This window comes from Mariniflexile sp. HMF6888 (genome assembly GCF_044335535.1).
In the GTDB taxonomy this organism is placed as follows: domain Bacteria; phylum Bacteroidota; class Bacteroidia; order Flavobacteriales; family Flavobacteriaceae; genus Mariniflexile.
Map to the genome: position 1 here is coordinate 322213 of NZ_JBIQVZ010000002.1, position 18028 is coordinate 340240.

General features: G+C 33.5%; 16 protein-coding genes. 2 read left to right on the forward strand and 14 right to left on the reverse strand.

The genetic code is table 11. The annotated features are described in order from the left end of the window. Positions 1-4: 4 nt before the first annotated feature. The 3 genes from ACGLWY_RS06710 to ACGLWY_RS06720 all read right to left on the reverse strand — a co-directional run bounded on the left by ACGLWY_RS06710 (position 5) and on the right by ACGLWY_RS06720 (position 2119). Complete coding sequence (locus ACGLWY_RS06710; protein ID WP_396618906.1) at positions 5-1192, reverse strand: hypothetical protein; 1188 nt, start codon at positions 1190-1192, stop codon at positions 5-7. Further along, entirely contained in the window at positions 1192-1596 is a 405-nt protein-coding gene (locus tag ACGLWY_RS06715; protein ID WP_396618907.1) for a c-type cytochrome, read from the reverse strand. The genes ACGLWY_RS06710 and ACGLWY_RS06715 overlap by 1 nt, the downstream gene beginning before the upstream one ends. Positions 1597-1705: 109 nt before the next feature. Then, positions 1706-2119, reverse strand: coding sequence for an HYC_CC_PP family protein (locus ACGLWY_RS06720; protein ID WP_396618908.1), 414 nt, complete (start codon positions 2117-2119; stop codon positions 1706-1708). 417 nt (positions 2120-2536) lie between these two features. On the opposite strand from ACGLWY_RS06720, the gene ACGLWY_RS06725 reads away from it, so the two are divergent. Further along, positions 2537-2917 carry a RidA family protein gene (locus tag ACGLWY_RS06725; RefSeq protein ID WP_396618909.1) on the forward strand — a complete coding sequence of 127 codons (381 nt, stop codon included), beginning with the start codon at positions 2537-2539 and terminating at the stop codon, positions 2915-2917. 190 nt (positions 2918-3107) lie between these two features. Here the strand turns inward: ACGLWY_RS06725 and ACGLWY_RS06730 are convergent, their stop codons facing one another. Then, positions 3108-4520: an ATP-binding protein gene (locus tag ACGLWY_RS06730; RefSeq protein WP_396618910.1), complete on the reverse strand. Its 1413-nt coding sequence runs from the start codon at positions 4518-4520 to the stop codon at positions 3108-3110. A gap of 377 nt (positions 4521-4897) precedes the next feature. Between ACGLWY_RS06730 and ACGLWY_RS06735 the strand changes: the two genes are divergently transcribed. Beyond that, the gene (locus ACGLWY_RS06735; protein ID WP_396618911.1) at positions 4898-5938 is read left to right on the forward strand and encodes a GMP reductase; all 1041 of its coding nucleotides are present in this window, start codon (positions 4898-4900) and stop codon (positions 5936-5938) included. A 209-nt stretch (positions 5939-6147) separates the two neighbouring features. Here the strand turns inward: ACGLWY_RS06735 and ACGLWY_RS06740 are convergent, their stop codons facing one another. From ACGLWY_RS06740 to ACGLWY_RS06785, 10 genes are all read right to left on the reverse strand, one after another. Then, positions 6148-6519 (reverse strand): cupin, encoded by a 372-nt coding sequence (locus ACGLWY_RS06740; RefSeq protein ID WP_396618912.1) that lies wholly within the window; start codon positions 6517-6519, stop codon positions 6148-6150. A 292-nt stretch (positions 6520-6811) separates the two neighbouring features. Beyond that, a complete protein-coding gene (locus ACGLWY_RS06745; RefSeq protein ID WP_100614913.1) occupies positions 6812-7159 on the reverse strand; it encodes a cupin domain-containing protein in 348 nt (115 codons plus the stop codon). Between the two features lie 194 nt (positions 7160-7353). Then, entirely contained in the window at positions 7354-8100 is a 747-nt protein-coding gene (locus ACGLWY_RS06750) for a YifB family Mg chelatase-like AAA ATPase (protein WP_396619266.1), read from the reverse strand. Positions 8101-8125: 25 nt separating this feature from the next. Further along, the gene (locus tag ACGLWY_RS06755; protein WP_396618913.1) at positions 8126-8722 is read right to left on the reverse strand and encodes a hypothetical protein; all 597 of its coding nucleotides are present in this window, start codon (positions 8720-8722) and stop codon (positions 8126-8128) included. 92 nt (positions 8723-8814) lie between these two features. Beyond that, positions 8815-9282, reverse strand: coding sequence for a hypothetical protein (locus ACGLWY_RS06760; protein WP_396618914.1), 468 nt, complete (start codon positions 9280-9282; stop codon positions 8815-8817). A 34-nt stretch (positions 9283-9316) separates the two neighbouring features. Further along, entirely contained in the window at positions 9317-10615 is a 1299-nt protein-coding gene (locus tag ACGLWY_RS06765; protein ID WP_396618915.1) for a hypothetical protein, read from the reverse strand. A 288-nt stretch (positions 10616-10903) separates the two neighbouring features. Beyond that, entirely contained in the window at positions 10904-11536 is a 633-nt protein-coding gene (locus ACGLWY_RS06770) for a hypothetical protein (RefSeq protein ID WP_396618916.1), read from the reverse strand. A gap of 67 nt (positions 11537-11603) precedes the next feature. Continuing rightward, the gene (locus ACGLWY_RS06775; protein WP_396618917.1) at positions 11604-13139 is read right to left on the reverse strand and encodes a YifB family Mg chelatase-like AAA ATPase; all 1536 of its coding nucleotides are present in this window, start codon (positions 13137-13139) and stop codon (positions 11604-11606) included. A 494-nt stretch (positions 13140-13633) separates the two neighbouring features. Beyond that, entirely contained in the window at positions 13634-16525 is a 2892-nt protein-coding gene (locus tag ACGLWY_RS06780; RefSeq protein WP_396618918.1) for a PorP/SprF family type IX secretion system membrane protein, read from the reverse strand. Position 16526: 1 nt separating this feature from the next. Further along, positions 16527-17984, reverse strand: coding sequence for a gliding motility-associated C-terminal domain-containing protein (locus tag ACGLWY_RS06785; RefSeq protein WP_396618919.1), 1458 nt, complete (start codon positions 17982-17984; stop codon positions 16527-16529). Between the last annotated feature and the right edge of the window lie 44 nt (positions 17985-18028).

The window sequence follows — 18028 nt, forward strand, 5'->3', positions numbered from 1 at the left end:
TTTATTAAAAACCAATAGCCCAGTGTATAAAGAAGCCATTAGATTTACCTCCTCCACCATGACCACCAACACGGTCTGTTGTTTGGTATGCCATTTTTATAAGAGATCTCCAAGTCAACCAATAATTTAAACCAAAAGCATATTGATCTGACTGTTCTTCCCATTCGGCTCCTTCTGGCGCATTGAAATTTGAATACCTACCAACAAACTCCATTTTTTTTAGAAAATCACTTTCTGCCATGGTAGGACGGTAACTCAGTTGCGCATAAAATGAGTTACTTTCATTTTTAAAAGTATATTCCTCTTCATCGCCATCTTCATGCATCTCAATATACATGGCATCATCAATTTTGGAATTATTGTATTGTCCTTTGACATCAACAAACCCGCCAACAGCTGCTATTTGTTTTACGAAGGAAAAATCAATGGCATATAGGAATGCTCCAACATCTTCATACATGGAATCTGTTTCGCCAACACCATTTGTTGAGTATGCTGAAAAACCAAGCTCAGTAGAGGAATCGGCAAAAGGAAGTATCCCTAAACGCCCACCAAATGCTTTACTGGTATTATTGTCTTCATAATTTTGAAACAAAAGCATACCTGCTTCCTCTGGCTCGTCACTACCATCTTTTAACCGTGGACCGTTGGTTGAATAAACCGAGTAATTTAAAGATGCTCCTCCAAGATTAAAAGCACCTCGAAGTTCCACACCAATGCCAGAAGCGGGCGCAATGCCATCATGTCCGAAACCTAAAGGTCTTGTAGGGAGTCTGTTAATCCAAGCAGGATGGAACCGTTCCATAAATGTACCAAAAGGAAGAAGAAATTTACCAGCTCGAACCGTCATGTTTTTGTTTAAAACATACATAATATCCGCATATTCCAAACCTATTTCAAGATCGTTATGCTCAAGCTCAAATTCAAGTTCTGCTTCAAACATAAGCCTGTCTGAATGTTTGAATAAGAAAATAGGAGAAAATGCAGATCCAACGTATGAGGATTCTTTTTCACCTTCGGTATCCATAAAGTTTAATCCCGTATGACCATAACCTCTGACCATAAATTGGGTTTTACTTGGTTTGTCTGGTTGAGATTTTGATGCACTATCAATCTCAAAGTCATTGTACGTTTGCCCATAAGAAATATGACCAAAACCAATGATTAGAATTAATGCGATTATCGTTTTCATTATTTAAGTGTTCTTATATAGTTAATAATTTCCCAGCGTTTTTTTTCTGGGATTGACGTTTTGTAGCCTGCCATTGGGGATCTTCCTTCAGTAATTTTCCAAAAAATAGCTCCATCTGTTTGAGATTGAACTGCTTCGCTAGTTAAATCTGTTGGTCTTGGAATTAAACCGGTTCCTCCCATACCATCTCCTTTTCCTTTTGGTCCGTGACATACAAAGCACAACACCTTGTAAAGTTTTTTACCGGATGCTACTGAATTAATATCCCCTTTTAAAGGGTTGGTAATTTTGTCTGCATATTTTGGAGCAACCCATTTATCTTGAATGGGTTTATTGAAGCTTACAGCAAGGAATAACAGCGGTATAAATAGTATAGCACTTATGTAAATGTTATAAGGTTTCATTTTGTTTAAATTTTTATTACTTATAATCAAACTAATTATAAGTGATTACAATTAAATTTTAATGTTAAGGCTATAGGAAGATTATATTAGAATAATCAAATAACAAAAATCAAATCAATAGCGATTCGTGTAAAATGGTGATATTCCTAATAAGTAAAGGAGGTCTGTAATCATTAATCGAACTCGTTCTTTCTTTTAATTCAAGGAATGCATTAATATAAGAGAAGTGGGTTTCAACAAAATTAATTGGGTTACTGCTAAAATTATTGTTGAAAGATTTTTTTAAATCATTATGCCCTATTTTAAATAATTTGTCTTTATGACAACAAGATTCAGATAAATCCTTGCAATTGTCCGTTCCGCTTTTTTGAGATTTAACACAGCATGTTTCGGCTTGTTCAAAAATTCCAATATCAATTAATTTATCACGACAATAATGCAAGTCTACTGAAAAAGAAGCAGTAGAAAATAGCACGATGAATGACATGCCAATTGATAATATTTTATTGTAAATGGTATTCACAATATTGCTTTTTGTTATTAATAAGCGAAAATTAAAGAACGAATTGATAAACAATGTAAAATTTATATATGACTAAAAAAATGACATTTGTCATGTTTATATTTATATCATATTTATTATCAGTATGTTGTCAAGAACACGTTAATTATCTAATGTAATTCTTATCGAAATCATTCTACACTTATTATGCTTCCCTCCCATGCTTCGACTACGCTTTGTACAAGTTAATTGTATAAAAAGTGTTTACTCGCTCCTCGCGTTTTACTTATTGTTTATTTGTTTATGAGTTGACAAACCTTGAACTTGAAAATTAAAGTTATGAGTTAAAAGTTAAGAGTTATGAGTTATGAGTTGAGAAATTAAAATATTTGCTATCTTTCTGCTTATAAAATCTAGTAAAATGAATACATCCTCGTTATGAAAAAAATTATTACTACACCAAATGCCCCTGCTCCTATTGGTCCTTATAATCAAGCTATTTTAAGCGGAAACACCTTATATACTTCTGGCCAAATTGCCATCAATCCAGAAACTAACGAATTGGTTTTAAATGATATTGAAGCGGAAACAAAGCAAGTCATGCATAACTTAAAAGCTGTTTTAGAAGCCGCTAACATGACGTTTGAACATGTTATAAAATCGTCGATTTTCATCAGTAATATGGATGATTTTGCTCAAATAAATGCCGTATATGGAAGTTTTTTTGATGAAGCCAATGCGCCAGCACGCGAAACCGTTCAAGTAGCTCGATTACCAAAAAATGTAAATGTGGAAATTAGTGTCATTGCCGTAAAGTAATTGAAGATATTTAAAACGATATCATTACAAAACCTTAGTTCGGTTGATAAACATACCCTATAACTTTTAATAGTTTAACCGTGTAATCGTTGAATTGTGTATCACAAACTTCATCAATACATCAAACTCTGAACTTTGAACTCTGAATTTTGAACTTCATTAAAATTTATGCCGAACTCAGGTTAAATTATTACGAAACATTCTTTTTCGAATATTTTATTAATAACTCTTTTAGTTTTGAGACCTCAAGTGGCTTTGCTAAAAAATCATCTATTCCGGCAAGCTTTGCATTGGCTATATCTGCTTCAAAAGCACTTGCAGATACCGCTATAATGGGTGTATTATATCTTGAATACTTCTCTGTTTCCTTTATGGCTTTGGTAGCTTCATAACCATCCATGTCTGGCATATAAATATCCATAAAAATCATATCGAAATTTAAAATTTTATATAATTCAACAGCCTCTAAACCGTTTTTTACAAACGTGCAATCGGCACCTTGTTGTTCTAATAAAAATTTAATTACTTTTTGATTCATCCTGTTATCCTCAGCAACCAAAACATTAAATTTTTCTAACAAAATAGGTTCTTGGATATCTTCTTCTTTTTTTATTCCCAATGTTTTTTTAAGCTGTAAACTAAAATAAAAGGTAGTGCCTTCATTTTCCTTGCTTTCTAATTTTAACTCTCCACCCATTAATTTTACAAGTTGATGCGAAATAGCTAGACCAATACCGCCGCCTCTATAATCTCTTCCTTGTGAAATACTAAATGCTTTAGAATCATTAAAAATTTGCTTAACTTCTTCAGGACGTAGCCCAATACCCGTGTCTTTTATATAAAATGTTACGATTTGACCATCCTCTATACTAATAGTTTGGTCTACAATAATTGAAATTTTTCCTGAGTTTGTAAACTTAATGGCATTATTAATCAAATTTATTAGTACTTGTTGTATACGCAAAGAATCTCCTAAAAGAGAAAATTTACGCTTCTCGTCTATTAAAAATTTATAATCAAACTGTAGGCCTTTTTCCCAAGCTTGGTATTCAAATACTTTAAAAAGATGTGATAAATCGGTCTTTAAATCGAGTGCCAGTAAATTGAGTTTTACATCACCTTTGTCTACAGCTTCATTATCTGTAACCATGTTTACAAGCTGTAATAAATGCTTTGAAGAATATTCGGCAATTTCAACTTGTGCCTTTTGGTCGGCATCTAAGTGTGTGCCTTTTAACATATTAAGCATACCCAACACCGTACTAAGTGGTGTACGAATTTCATAGCTCATATTAGCTATATAAACCGATTTGAAATCGACAAGCTTATTGGCTTCATCAAGACTGGATTGTAATTCCTTAATTCTGGTATTTAAATTCGCAAGCCTTATTTCGTTCCTTAATTGATTTTTAAAAAAGTATTGCAGTACAAAAATCTGAGCAATTGCAAATCCAAATAAAAACAAAACCAGCATATTGTTACTTATTCTCTGTTCAAGAAAAAAGTATACTAACAATAGGACAACAGCTATTGAAACAAAAATAATTATAGATAATATTTTCTTTGTTTTAATAGATTTTAGAAACTGTAAAGGAAATCTCATTTACTTCGCATACATTTTTAACAAACTTATTATTATTCTATGTATTAACAAAAGTAATATAGGTATTACCTCAATGAAGTGGTATAAACTTTTTCTAATTGGCTAAAAAATCGCCCTTTTTTGTCCACTCTATGTCTTTTTTTCCTTCCGTAGCGATGCTATGCAATTCAAAAGAAGAATTCGATTGAGTAAAATTGCCATTGCGCTGGCTGGCCCGTTCGCTAAAATAACCCACTGGGTTATTTTTTCACGCTCCGTCCTGCTTCAATCGAAAAAGTTTAAACCACTTCAATATATTATTTTGTTTTTTTTAACTTTATAACATTATAAAGATAATAAAGATATACTTTTATAAACGACCTTAATCCCAAATATACATGCGCATAGAATACGATATAAAATTAGGCTTTAAAGATGTTATGATACGGCCAAAACGTTCTACCCTTAAAAGTAGAGCCGAAGTTAGTTTAGAACGTGAGTTTAAGTTTTTACACAGTCCGTTTTCTTGGACAGGAATCCCTATAATGGCAGCAAATATGGATACCGTTGGTACTTTTGAAATGGCTAAAGCACTATCAAAAAAACAATTATTCACTGCCATACATAAACATTATTCCACTACCGATTGGAACGTATTTGCATCAAATTTACCACAGGGCATAGAAAATTATATCGCTGTAAGTACCGGTGTGAGTAAGCATGACTCTGAAAAATTAGCTTCCATATTTAAATTCAACCCATATTTAAAATTTATTTGTATAGATGTTGCCAATGGCTATTCTGAATATTTTGCCAATTTTGTAAAGCAAACTAGAGACCAATATCCTGATAAAATTATTATTGCAGGGAATGTTGTTACTGGAGAAATGGTTGAAGAATTATTGCTCTCAGGTGCCGATATCGTTAAAGTTGGTATTGGCCCTGGTTCTGTTTGCACAACCCGTGTAAAAACAGGGGTTGGCTACCCACAACTTTCGGCAATTATAGAATGTGCAGATGCTGCTCATGGTTTGGGTGGACAAATAATTAGTGATGGTGGTTGTTCCATACCTGGCGATATTGCCAAAGCTTTTGGTGCAGGTGCCGATTTCGTTATGCTGGGCGGCATGCTTTCTGGCCATACCGAAAGTGGTGGCGAAATTATTGAAAAAGAAGGGAAACCCTATAGGAAATTTTATGGCATGAGCTCATCAACAGCCATGGAAAAGCATGTAGGCGGTGTTGCTGAATATAGAGCCAGCGAAGGTAAAATGGTTGAAGTCCCTTTTAAAGGCGATGTTGAAAATACTTTACAAGATATTTTAGGCGGACTTAGAAGCACGTGTACTTACGTAGGTGCACAACGCTTAAAAGAACTTACAAAACGTACTACTTTTATTCGCGTAAATGAACAAGAAAATAGAGTTTATGAAGATTAAGTATTCAATGTCCTATTAAAGATTCAAGACCGTTTTGCTAAAAGACAATAGAAAATAGACAAGAGACGAGTGAAAATAGACAAATTGAATCAGTATCCATTAAGTGTGTAAACTGAAATTATCGAGATATTTTTTTTGCACCAACCCCGTAACAAGTAACTTTTTACCTAGGGTCGAACATGCTTATTTTTTATTTGTATCTACTTTTGTCACAATTCGTATCCACTTTTTATCACTGTTAAAATCAACTTAAATCGTCCATTAGGCTTAATACGACTTGCTCTATGAGCAGGTATAAGTATACCATCTCCTGTTTTAAGTGTAGATGCCTTGCCGTCAATTTCAATAATTGCGCTGCCATCAATAATTTGTGCATATGTGTCGAAAGGAGAAACCTTCTCATTAAGTCCTTCACCGCTTGCAAATGATAGCGCATTTATTGACCCTGTTGTCTTTTTCATTATAGACTTACTAACAACAGCATTATGCTCATATTCTATTAACTCAACGATAATATGGGAATTGCCTTTTTCAATTTCTCCATCTTTGTTTGGCAATTTTTCTAGTTCTTTAGTATCCATGATTTATAATTTTTAATGGTGAACTTCTTTGTGTAACACAAATTAGGGCTATTATTTGACCATATAGTTACATAATTAAGAGAAAAAGTTACATCATTTTGTATATCAACTGCCAGATTTGGTTGCATCAAATTTTCATTTTTTGAAGTTTCCCTTTCGTCTTAGCTCAAGATAAACTAAAGTCGAAATCACATAACGTGAGCAAAAAGTGTGATTCCTCATTCTTCGGAATGACAAAACAGAATCTGTTTTCCCTTAACTTAATAACATTGTGCTCGCGCGAGCAGAGGCTTTATTTGTCGGTTTCATTATATCTATCTCCACGAGTTGTAGGTTCAGAAATCACAATAAACTCTAAATTTTCTGATTGGTCATTTCGAATTCTGTGTTTTGTTCTTGGTGGAATATGAATTCCGTTTCCCTTTTCAATTTCAACTATTTCATTTTCAATTTCAAAAGTCGCTTTTCCGCTTAATATTCTAAAAAATTGTTGTGATAAGTTATGGTAGTGTTTTGTCTCTTGAGTTTTCGGAGGCATTAATTCCTCTATCACACTTAAACTTTGAGATTTCACTAAGTGCCAACCACTACAATTATCTCCCCATATATAATGTTCGCTATTCTCTTTCGATTTTTTCATTTTATTTTTTATTTGCAGTGTTTTTTCAAATCATACACAACATTGAATATAAATACATTGTCTATATCCAAATTATATATTTACGAATATAATAAATATTCCCCGCTACCACGAGCGTCACACCCGTGGCGTCAAAAATTAGTTTTTAAAGATTCCCGCCTTACTGAAACAAGTTCAGCACAAGCCGCAGGAATTTAACCCAACCAGCCTTCCCTATCCAAACTTCTATATTGAATGGCTTCACTAATGTGCGCCCCATTTACGCTTTCAACACCTTCTAAATCGGCAATGGTTCTTGAAACTTTCAGGATTCTGTCATAGGCGCGTGCCGATAAATTCAATCGTTCCATAGCGGTTTTTAATAACTGCTTGGAGGCATCGTCCAACACACAATATTTTCTGATTTGTTTGGTGCTCATCTGCGCATTGTAATGTACTAGATCACTTTCTTTAAAACGGTCGGTTTGAAGCTCCCTAGCTTTAGTAACTCGCTTTCTAATGTCTACCGAGGTTTCTCCTTTTCTGTCTTCCGATAGTTTTTCAAAAGGCACGGGCGTTACTTCAATATGTATATCAATGCGATCCAACAAGGGACCTGAAATTTTACTTAAATAGCGTTGCATTTCGGCAGGACTAGACGTTACTGGTGCGTTCGGATCGTTAAAATAACCTCCAGGACTGGGGTTCATACTTGCCACTAACATAAATGATGATGGATAGGTCACTGTAAACTTCGCACGCGAAATAGTCACTTCCCTATCTTCTAATGGCTGACGCAAGACTTCTAAAACATCCCGCTTAAATTCGGGCAATTCATCTAAAAACAACACACCATTATGTGATAACGAAATCTCTCCCGGTTGTGGAAAGCTACCACCACCAACAAGCGCAACGTTTGTGAAAGTTAAATATGTGTGGGTATAATATAGCTTAGTGTTTATAAGGGATTGGGGGAAATGTTAATGTTTAAATTAAGATATAATTTTTGATAACCAACAATGATATAATAGCAAAGATTATAGGAAATAATATATCTAAAATAATTAAAAATAAATTGAAAATTGATTCTGTTGATTTATGAAATGTTGAAATTCGGTTTAGCTTTTTAATGACGCTCTTTAATTTAATTTGATATAAACGAGTGGGGTTATTAAAATAAAAATTATCGTTAGCTTGAATAATATCGCTAGACTCATCTAATATTTTGTTAATTTCTTCTTTAATTTCTTTTTCAGATTTCCCTCCATTAGTTATTTTAATTATTTCTCCATTTATTTTACTAAAATCCGTTAAATATGATTTTGTTTTCCTAATTAAATATTCTTTAAAATGTTCGTTATATCCTCTAATTATAAAAGCTATTAAAAGAAATATTATTGTAAAAAATAACAAGTTAGGAATAATGTCTTGATTGTTTTTATCAAAGCTTAAACCAAATAATTCAAAATCTCCAGTTGAATTATTAATTAAAGTTTTAAATATAATTCCAGTTAGTGAAAATATTAATAATGATTTCCTTACTTTTTTAAAATCATCAAATTCTATTTTATCAATTGTACTCATATTTAAAAAAAGTATTTAGTTCATCATAATGAACTGGATTTAATATATCTATTTATTTGAATCTATATGTTTATAAGGTATTGGGGAAAATATTAAAGTTTTATAAAAATTACTGCTAAAGCAAATAAAGCTAAAACAATTGGAAATATAATATCTAAAACCATAACCGAATAGTATGTGAAATTAGCTTTTAATTTAACCTTTTCATCAAAATCTTTTAAAAGTCTTTTTCTAGCTAATTCTTCTTCACTATTGAATTTAAAATTATATTGGGATATTCTTTCGTTTGAAATTATCTTTATTGTTTTTTCATATTCCTTTTTAAATGTATCGTTATTATATCTAATAATTAAAGCAATAGTGAAAAATATAATCAAGTAACCAATATAATTTGGCAAAAACGTTGCATCACCAATAGGTAATGAAAAACCTAAAAAATCAATAGTAGTATCTTCTTTTGAATACTTTACTAATTTGGCTAAAAATATACCAATTACTGATGCAACCAATAATGATTTCCTAAGTTTCTTAACATCATCAAATTCTAATTCTAAACTCATTTTAAAATAATGTATTTAATTATTTTCGTTAATATTATTCTGAGTCTTGTGATTTTGGTTTCCCAAAATTATACGTTATTCCAAAGAAATGACCGAATTTAAATTTATCAACTATCGGAGGGTTTCCTGCATTTCCTAAATCATACTGAGTTTCATTATCTGCAATAAAATTATCCTGCAAAACACTAACACGTCCCATTGACAAGCCTGTATGAAAAATAAACCTTTCCTTTTTACCTACAATAAAGCCTAAACCAGTTAACAATTGAAATTTTTGATTACTTGTAAATAAAGCTCCAACATTCAATGAAGGTCTTAACCAAGACCCACCCCTTAGAGATACGTTAACCATTGCTCCAAAACCGAAATCATAATTACCATTATCTTGTCTTAAAATTGTTTTCTTTCCATTTGGCATTCCCGTATCATCTAAAGCATTTGTTAAAATATATGTATTATCAAAAATAGAACTTATAAATGCACCACCACTAAAATCAACTTTAACACCACCTCTTATCCACAATTTATATACATAAGGCTTTTCAACAACTGAAGTATTAATATTTGTTCTTTGTAAAGTAATTTCAACATAATCAATGTTATCACCATTTACATCAATTGGATACAAATAAATGGATGTATTAACACTCATTAATAATTCTAATTTCTCATCACAATCTTTTAGTAGTTGATTTATTTTTTTTTGATTATCAATAGTTAAAGTAGATGGTGTAGTTAGGTTTTCAATTTGATTATCTAAATAATAATCTTTATTTAAAGCATCTTCAAATGAATTTTTAAATTCTTTTCTTTCTTTGTCAAATTGGTCAAAATCTAATTCGTCCTTATGAGCTAAACTTTTAATATAACCATTTAACGTTACTTTTAAATCATTGACCTCAATAAGAAGTTTATTTTGTTCAGTATTAATTTCATCATTTGTAGCTAATACTTTTTTTTCATCAATACTATCAATAGAACCTACATTTTTATCAATTTCAATTCCTCTACTACTAAAAGGAATAAGGTTTTCATCAAAAAATAAATTAACTAGATTATAATTCAAAACATACCTATACTTAAAAGGGTTACCATTTATCAATTTAACTTGAATTGGGCTTTTGTTTGTAAAAACTAATTTATTTTTTTTACTACTATTTTGAACGCTCTTTATATCCGGTTGACCTAAATCTATAGTAAACACTGTTGTTTTAATTCCAGTAGAATCTTCTGTTCCACATTTCGATTTTGGTTTAGCTCCTCCGTCTTGTGCTTCCAAAGTTGTATTGAAAACAAAAATTAATAGAAAAATAAAAAAAAGTAAATGTTTCATAACTTGTTGGGTTGGTTAGTAAATTATATAAGGCAATATAGAAAAAAAACTTACAATATTAAATTAAAATTCATACATTTCATCTTGTAAGCTTCCCCAGATTAGAACTGTTTAATTGTCTAAAATTTCTATAAAGTTATTGTTTTCAATTGTAATGGGGTTAACCCCGCTCCCGCGAACGTCACGCTCGTGGCGTCAAAGATTGGTTTTTATCTTAATTAAAAAGAGCATCTACCCTAAGTTCTACTAAGCAGAGTCGTTTTTTTAAAATCTAAACAGATCTTCTTCTCAATCTTTCATCCCTTTTCGCTTTATCTTTTGCCTCTTTTTTAAAAATATATCAACCTCTTTCATACTTATTTCTCTTCTCAGAGTAAAAGGATGAAAAATATTAATCAAACTCGAAATACTCAGAAACACAATTAGTGATTGAACAAAAACACTCTCATTGATTAGTTTTTGTAATACATTATCAAACCATATATTAATAAAATAATATGATGTTGCAATTAAACCACTAATAGATATAAGAATAAAATTCACCTTAATACTTTTAATCCAATCAATAGTTTTCAAAATTTGAATTTTACAACCATAAAGTATATTGTAAATCTTAATCATCAAACGATTAAATTTGTTAATTTTTAAAGTTGTAAAATATCCCTGTTGATTAACTTCACCTAGTTCAGACGTTCCTTTACTATTATTCTTATCGTATTTATATGCATTAGCACTTATGTCAACATTAGTTTTATCTTTACGATTTTGATAATTAAACCTACATTTTACCCATTTATTATTAACTTTTATTCTTACATCATCCCCCAATATATATTGTGGTAATTTAACTTCAATATCTCTACTATCACACCAATAAGTTTTTACATAATCCACTTTATAGCCACCGATTTTTAATTTCATAACAAAAAATTTATTAATTAAAAAGATTCCCGCCTTACTGAAACAAGTTCAGCACAAGCCGCGGGAATTAACCCAACCAGCCTTCCCTATCCAAACTTCTATATTGAATGGCTTCACTAATGTGCGACCCATTTACGCTTTCAACACCTTCTAAATCGGCAATGGTTCTTGAAACTTTTAGGATTCTGTCATAGGCACGTGCCGATAAATTCAATCGTTCCATAGCGGTTTTTAATAACTGCTTGGAGGCTTCGTCCAACACACAATGTTTTCTGATTTGTTTGGTGCTCATCTGCGCATTGTAATGTACTAGATCACTTTCTTTAAAACGGTCGGTTTGAAGCTCCCTAGCTTTAGTAACTCGCTTTCTAATATCTACCGAGGTTTCTCCTTTTCTGTCTTCCGATAGTTTTTCAAAAGGTACGGGCGTTACTTCAATATGAATATCAATGCGATCCAACAAAGGACCTGAAATTTTACTTAAATAGCGTTGCATTTCGGCAGGACTAGACGTTACTGGTGCATTCGGGTCGTTAAAATAGCCCCCGGGACTGGGATTCATGCTTGCCACCAACATAAATGATGATGGATAGGTCACTGTAAACTTCGCACGCGAAATAGTCACTTCCCTATCTTCTAATGGCTGACGCAAGACTTCTAAAACATCCCGCTTAAATTCGGGCAATTCATCTAAAAACAACACACCATTATGTGATAACGAAATCTCTCCCGGTTGTGGAAAGCTACCACCGCCAACAAGCGCAACGTTTGATATGGTGTGGTGCGGACTCCGAAATGGCCGTTGTGCCATAAGACCTGTGTCTTTTACACGCCCAACAACCGAATGAATTTTTGTGGTTTCCAGCGCTTCATGGAGCGTCATCGGTGGTAAAATACTTGGCAAGCGTTTTGCCAACATGGTTTTTCCTGCACCTGGAGGCCCAATTAAAATAATATTATGTCCACCAGCTGCTGCAATTTCCATACAGCGCTTGATACCTTCTTGCCCCCTAACATCGGAGAAATCGTGTTCTGGAAAATCTAAATTTTTCTCAAACTCTTCTCGGGTATTTACAATGGTTTGTTCTAAGGGTTCTCCTTTATTAAAATAGTTAATAACCTGCTCAATATTTTCAATACCGTAAACCTCTAGATTATCGACAATGGCAGCCTCTTTTGCATTCTGACTTGGCAAAATAAATCCTTTAAAACCTTCTTCTCGTGCTTTTACCGCAATGGGCAATGCGCCTTTTATGGGCTGTAAAGTACCGTCAAGCGACAATTCGCCCATAATAATATAACGGTCTAAATTTTCGGCTTGAATTTGATTGGAAGACGCTAAAATGCCTATTGCCAAAGTTAAATCGTAGGCTGAACCTTCTTTTCGTAAATCGGCAGGCGACATGTTAATGATAATCTTTTTACCGGGAATCCTGTATCCATTATTTTGAAGTGCCGCTGCAATACGGTAGTTACTCTCTTTAATAGCGTTATCTGGTAAGCCAACTAAATGATATCCAATACCTGTATCGGTATTCACTTCAACGGTGATGGTCGTGGCTTCTACACCAAAAACGGCACTTCCAAAAACTTTTTTAAGCATATAAATTATTTAGTGCTTAAATGTAAGAAATGTAATCTTTTAATTGACGTATTTATTGAAAAAAATAATTCTTTGGACAAAAAATGACTGATCTTCGATTCAATGGAAAAAAGTTTAAACCACTTCATAAACTAAATGGCAACAAATTGATATTCAAATGTCTGTTTGCATTTCTGTTTTAAATAAATAAAATTCTTAAAACGAATAATCTCCGGCAGAGCCATAGGAGTATTTTACTCGTTTCATTTTGTCCTAAAAGTACAAAAAACCGAAAATTTATTTATGACACCTCACCCAAAACTGTCTGACAGTTTTGACCTCTCCTCAAAGAGAGTTAGAATCGGACACGAATAAAGTGAACCCTCGGGGCAAGCCCCGAGGGATCCTTTAGATTAAAGGAATTCTAGAATATTATAAAAGATATTTAAGACGTTTCCATTGATTATAATGCATAAACAATTGAAAATTAATACCATTGAAAACTATTGTGAAAACTAATTTTCAATTTTCACCATAGACATTTTACCATTATAAGGAGTGTTACCTTTTGATTTCATGGCATATCTAGCACTCTCAATGCCATCAAATTTATCATAATAAATATAATATTTATTGGTAGCTACATCGTAAAAGAAGTTAATGTTGTTTTGTCCCGCCGCTACAGCTTTTGTTAAAAACTCATCTCTTTTAGCTACATCACTATGCACAGCAATTACAAGGTAATAGCCACTTTCTACATTTCTAACATCCTTAATAATTTGAATATTATCGCTCTGTTCTTCTCCAAAATCGAAATCCGACTCCTTAAGTGGTACCTCACTTACTTCTGTAATTTGTTTTATTAGTTTCAGTGCTGCTCGGTCTTTGTTATATCGATCTTGTTCATTATCATATGCAGCACGTTTTATACGTCGTTTACGCTCTATTTCGGTCGCTATTTTAATACTTTCCAATTCCGATACTAAAGTTTCTTTTGAACGTTTCGCTTTCGTTTGGGCTTCTTTTAGTATTAAAATTTCATTTAGATAAATCATGTTTATTGCATCTTCTTCATTAGGAACATTTTTAAGTCTTTCTTTATACAGATTTTCTAATTCTTTGATTTTTATGTCTTGGGATTTTATAACATCATCAATCTGAACTTTTAAAGATTCTAAAGCAGCATTTTCAGCTGATACGCTTTTAAAAGGTTTAGGCTCGGTATAAATACCTTGTTCACTTAAATCATTTTCTTGTTTTAAATCTCGAAGATCTTTTTTCCTACTAACTACGGTTTCGTTCAATTTGATTATTAATTCGGTTTGTTCGATTTTAGAATCTGAAGCTAATTTTGTTAAATTTTGCATAGCTATACCAGTGGCATCTTTTGGAACTGAGATTAAAGCAGCGTCTAATTCTTCTTGTTTAATCCTAGCTTCTTCTTCGGCTTTGGCTTTAGCTTCCTGGGCTTGTTTAACCTTAGCTGCTTCATCTGCTTTAGCTTTGGCTTCCTGGGCTAGTTTAACTCTAGCTGCTTCTTCGGCTTTGGCTTTGGCTTCTTGGGCTAGTTTAACCCTAGCTGTCTCTTCTGCCTTGGCTTTGGCTTCTTGTGCTTGTTTAATCCTAGCTGCTTCTTCGGCTTTGGCTTTAGCTTCCTGGGCTTGTTTAACTCTAGCTGCTTCTTCGGCTTTGGCTTTAGCTTCCTGGGCTAGTTTAACCTTAGCTGCTTCATCTGCCTTGGCTTTGGCTTCTTGGGCTAGTTTAACTCTAGCTGCTTCTTCGGCTTTGGCTTTAGCTTCCTGTGCTTGTTTAACCTTAGCTGCTTCATCGGCTTTGGCTTTGGCTTCTTGGGCTAGTTTAACTCTAGCTGCTTCTTCGGCTTTGACTTTAGCTTCCTGAGCTAGTTTAACCCTAGATGCTTCTTCGGCTTTGGCTTGAGCTTCCTGTGCTTGTTTAACCTTAGCTGCTTCATCTGCCTTGGCTTTAGCTTCTTGGGCTAGTTTAACTCTAGCTGCTTCTTCGGCTTTGGCTTTGACTTCTTGGGCTAGTTTAATCCTAGCTGCTTCTTCGGCTTTAGCTTGAGTTTCCTGAGCTAGTTTAATTCTAGCTGCCTCTTCTGCTTTGGCTTTGACTTCTTGGACTAGTTTAATTCTAGCTGCCTCTTCTGCTTTGGCTTTGACTTCTTGGACTAGTTTAATCCTAGCTGCTTCTTCTGCCTTGGCTTTGGCTTCTTGGGCTAGTTTAACCCTAGCTTCTTCTTCGGCTTTGGCTTGCGAATCGGTGTCTTGTTTAGATTCTTCAATCAATTTAAGTCGGGCAGCTTTTTTCTCTTCTAATTTGGCCAGCGCCTCTGCCCTAGCCTGTGCTTTGGCTTCTGCAATGGCTTTTCTATCTACTTTACCTCCTGTTGTCGTATTACGTTTTGCTAAAGCGTTTCTTGATTTTTTTACTGGAGAAATTAATGCGCCTTCATCATCGTCATCACTATAATTGTAGCGTTCCCGTTTAGCGAATTTATATGCCAAAGTAACTTCGTGTGAATTTCCAAAAGTGGACATGTCACCCATTTCCTTTTCATAATTATACTCTATGGCAATTTGACTGGTTATATTAAGTCCAATTCCTGCGGATAATCCATATAAAGTATTATAACCCGCTTGCCCCCAAATACCTTTCGCTGTTGTTAGCATCATAATTCCTGAAAGGACGGTTTGGTCTTTTTTGAATTCCGACCGCACTAAACTTGAAAATTTGCTACTATCAAAAAAACCACGACTATCTACATAGCCCGTGTACATTACATGTGCTTGAACGCTTTGCTCAGGGTTTTCTTCGATAATTTGAGATGTTTTGAAATTATAGGAAACAAGATTGTTTAGAGACACGCCAAAATCAAAAAAAGCAGTACCATAGTTTATACCTGGATTGATCGTACCAAGCATGTTTGAAGGTACATTTTCTAACGAAGGGTCTGAGAAATTTGTAATAACATTACCTTCATTAATACCACTTTTATAAAAACCCAAATTCAAACCAAAAGTTAAATTATTATCTCTATCTAAAACAACATTATAGGCATAATTTAACACACCTCCAAAAGTAGTTAACACGCCATAATTTTGTTGAAACAAGCCAATACTAGCTCCTGAATTTTCAGCAAACCTTCCTGAATAACTAAACAGATACGTTTGAGGTGCATTATCAAACTGAACCCATTGGCGTTTGTTAGTAAAACTAAGGTATTTATTTTGTTCCCTTACAAAACTAAATGTTGGATTTATGGCATATTTGTTAAACTTTAAAGAGTTTCTAACAGGCAACGCAAAAGCAACAACACCGTCTTCTTGCGTATGAAGCGTTTGTGATAAACACAAAAAAATTAATATATATAGTAGATGTTTTAGCATATTATTTTACAACCGTTATAGAGCCTTTTTTAGTTTTGTTGGTCGCTGTTGTAATTATGTAGTAGTAAACAGGGTTTACAGCATTGAAGTCTATTTGGTTTTCTGGCCAATTGTTTTGATAATTATTGGTTTGAAGCATCACTTTTCCTTGAGAACTTAATATGACCACCTGTGTATTGGTGCCTGCCACATATGCTTGAGGAATTACCCAAGTGTCGTTATAACCATCATTATTCGGACTAATTAAATTAGGGATGGCTTCCACGTCGGGAAATGGTTCAGATATTGAAAAATGGTGTTCTGTTGTCGCCATACAGCCATCTGTTTGTGTAACGGCTACTTTATAATTACCAGACTTAGAGGCTTCATAACTATTACTGGTGGCTGTTGGTATAATCGTTTCATTAAAATACCATTCAAATTCTGGATTGCTTGCATTGGTTGTTACAGTAACAACTAAGGTGCCGTCTGTTCCTAAAGTGTTAAATTCCGGTACCTCCGGAACATTTATGTTACTTGTAAATCCGCTATTATCTAGATCTATTGTTGCGGTTGTCGTACAATTGCCCAAATTAACAGATACAGTATAAGCTCCAGCCTCATTAGTTACATACGTTTGATTGGTTGCTCCTTGTATTTCGGCACCATCTTTGAACCATTTATAACTATTCCCATTAATAGTACTTAATGTTGTAGCACCTTCACTTGAGCAATACGGATTTCCTAAACTAGAAGTAATTGTTGAAGTTCCACCTGAAGTTGCTTCACTGATTGTGACACGATTTGAATAGGACTCTGATGTACAGGTGCCATAATTTGTTTTGGCAAAATAAGTTCCTGGAGTATTTACAGATAATGTTTCTCCTGAGGCTACAAATATCGATGTTGTTGGATTAGCTTCATTAACTTTATACCAATTAAAGGTTAACGATGGGTATTTTAAAGGTGAATCATTGTCACCAGTCCCAGGATTGTCGATAGTTAATAAATAGCTTCCTCCGGCACAATAAGCACCTGTCGAAATTAAATTATTAATAGTAAATGGGGTATCCTGTAATTTATAATATGCCGCAAAAGCATCTGAACCCGTACTGGTTGCTGCCGGAGCAGTGCTTTTAATTCTAATTTTATAAGCTTCTCCTGCTGTGGTAGTTGGCAAAGAAAAACTTAAAGTTGCCGGTGAAGTTGTTACGGCTCCTTGAGTTGATGTATAAATAACAGTAGCATTTGTAAAACTACCGGTATTATCTGAAAGCTCTATGATAAACTGGTTGGTGCCTCCTAAGGACGTATCTGGCGAGAAAGTAAAGGTTGTATTATAGGTATTAAATGATGTGCTCGCACAAGCTTGGCTAAAGCCCAAACTGGGTTTACCAATTACTATTTGCGCATTAACAGTTCTTTCAGTTAAAAAAAATACAAAAAAAACAAGAATGTTTATAAAAGTAAAGTTCTTCATGCTATATTGTTTTCTTTTGTGAATAAAGCTTCTAAAAAATTTTA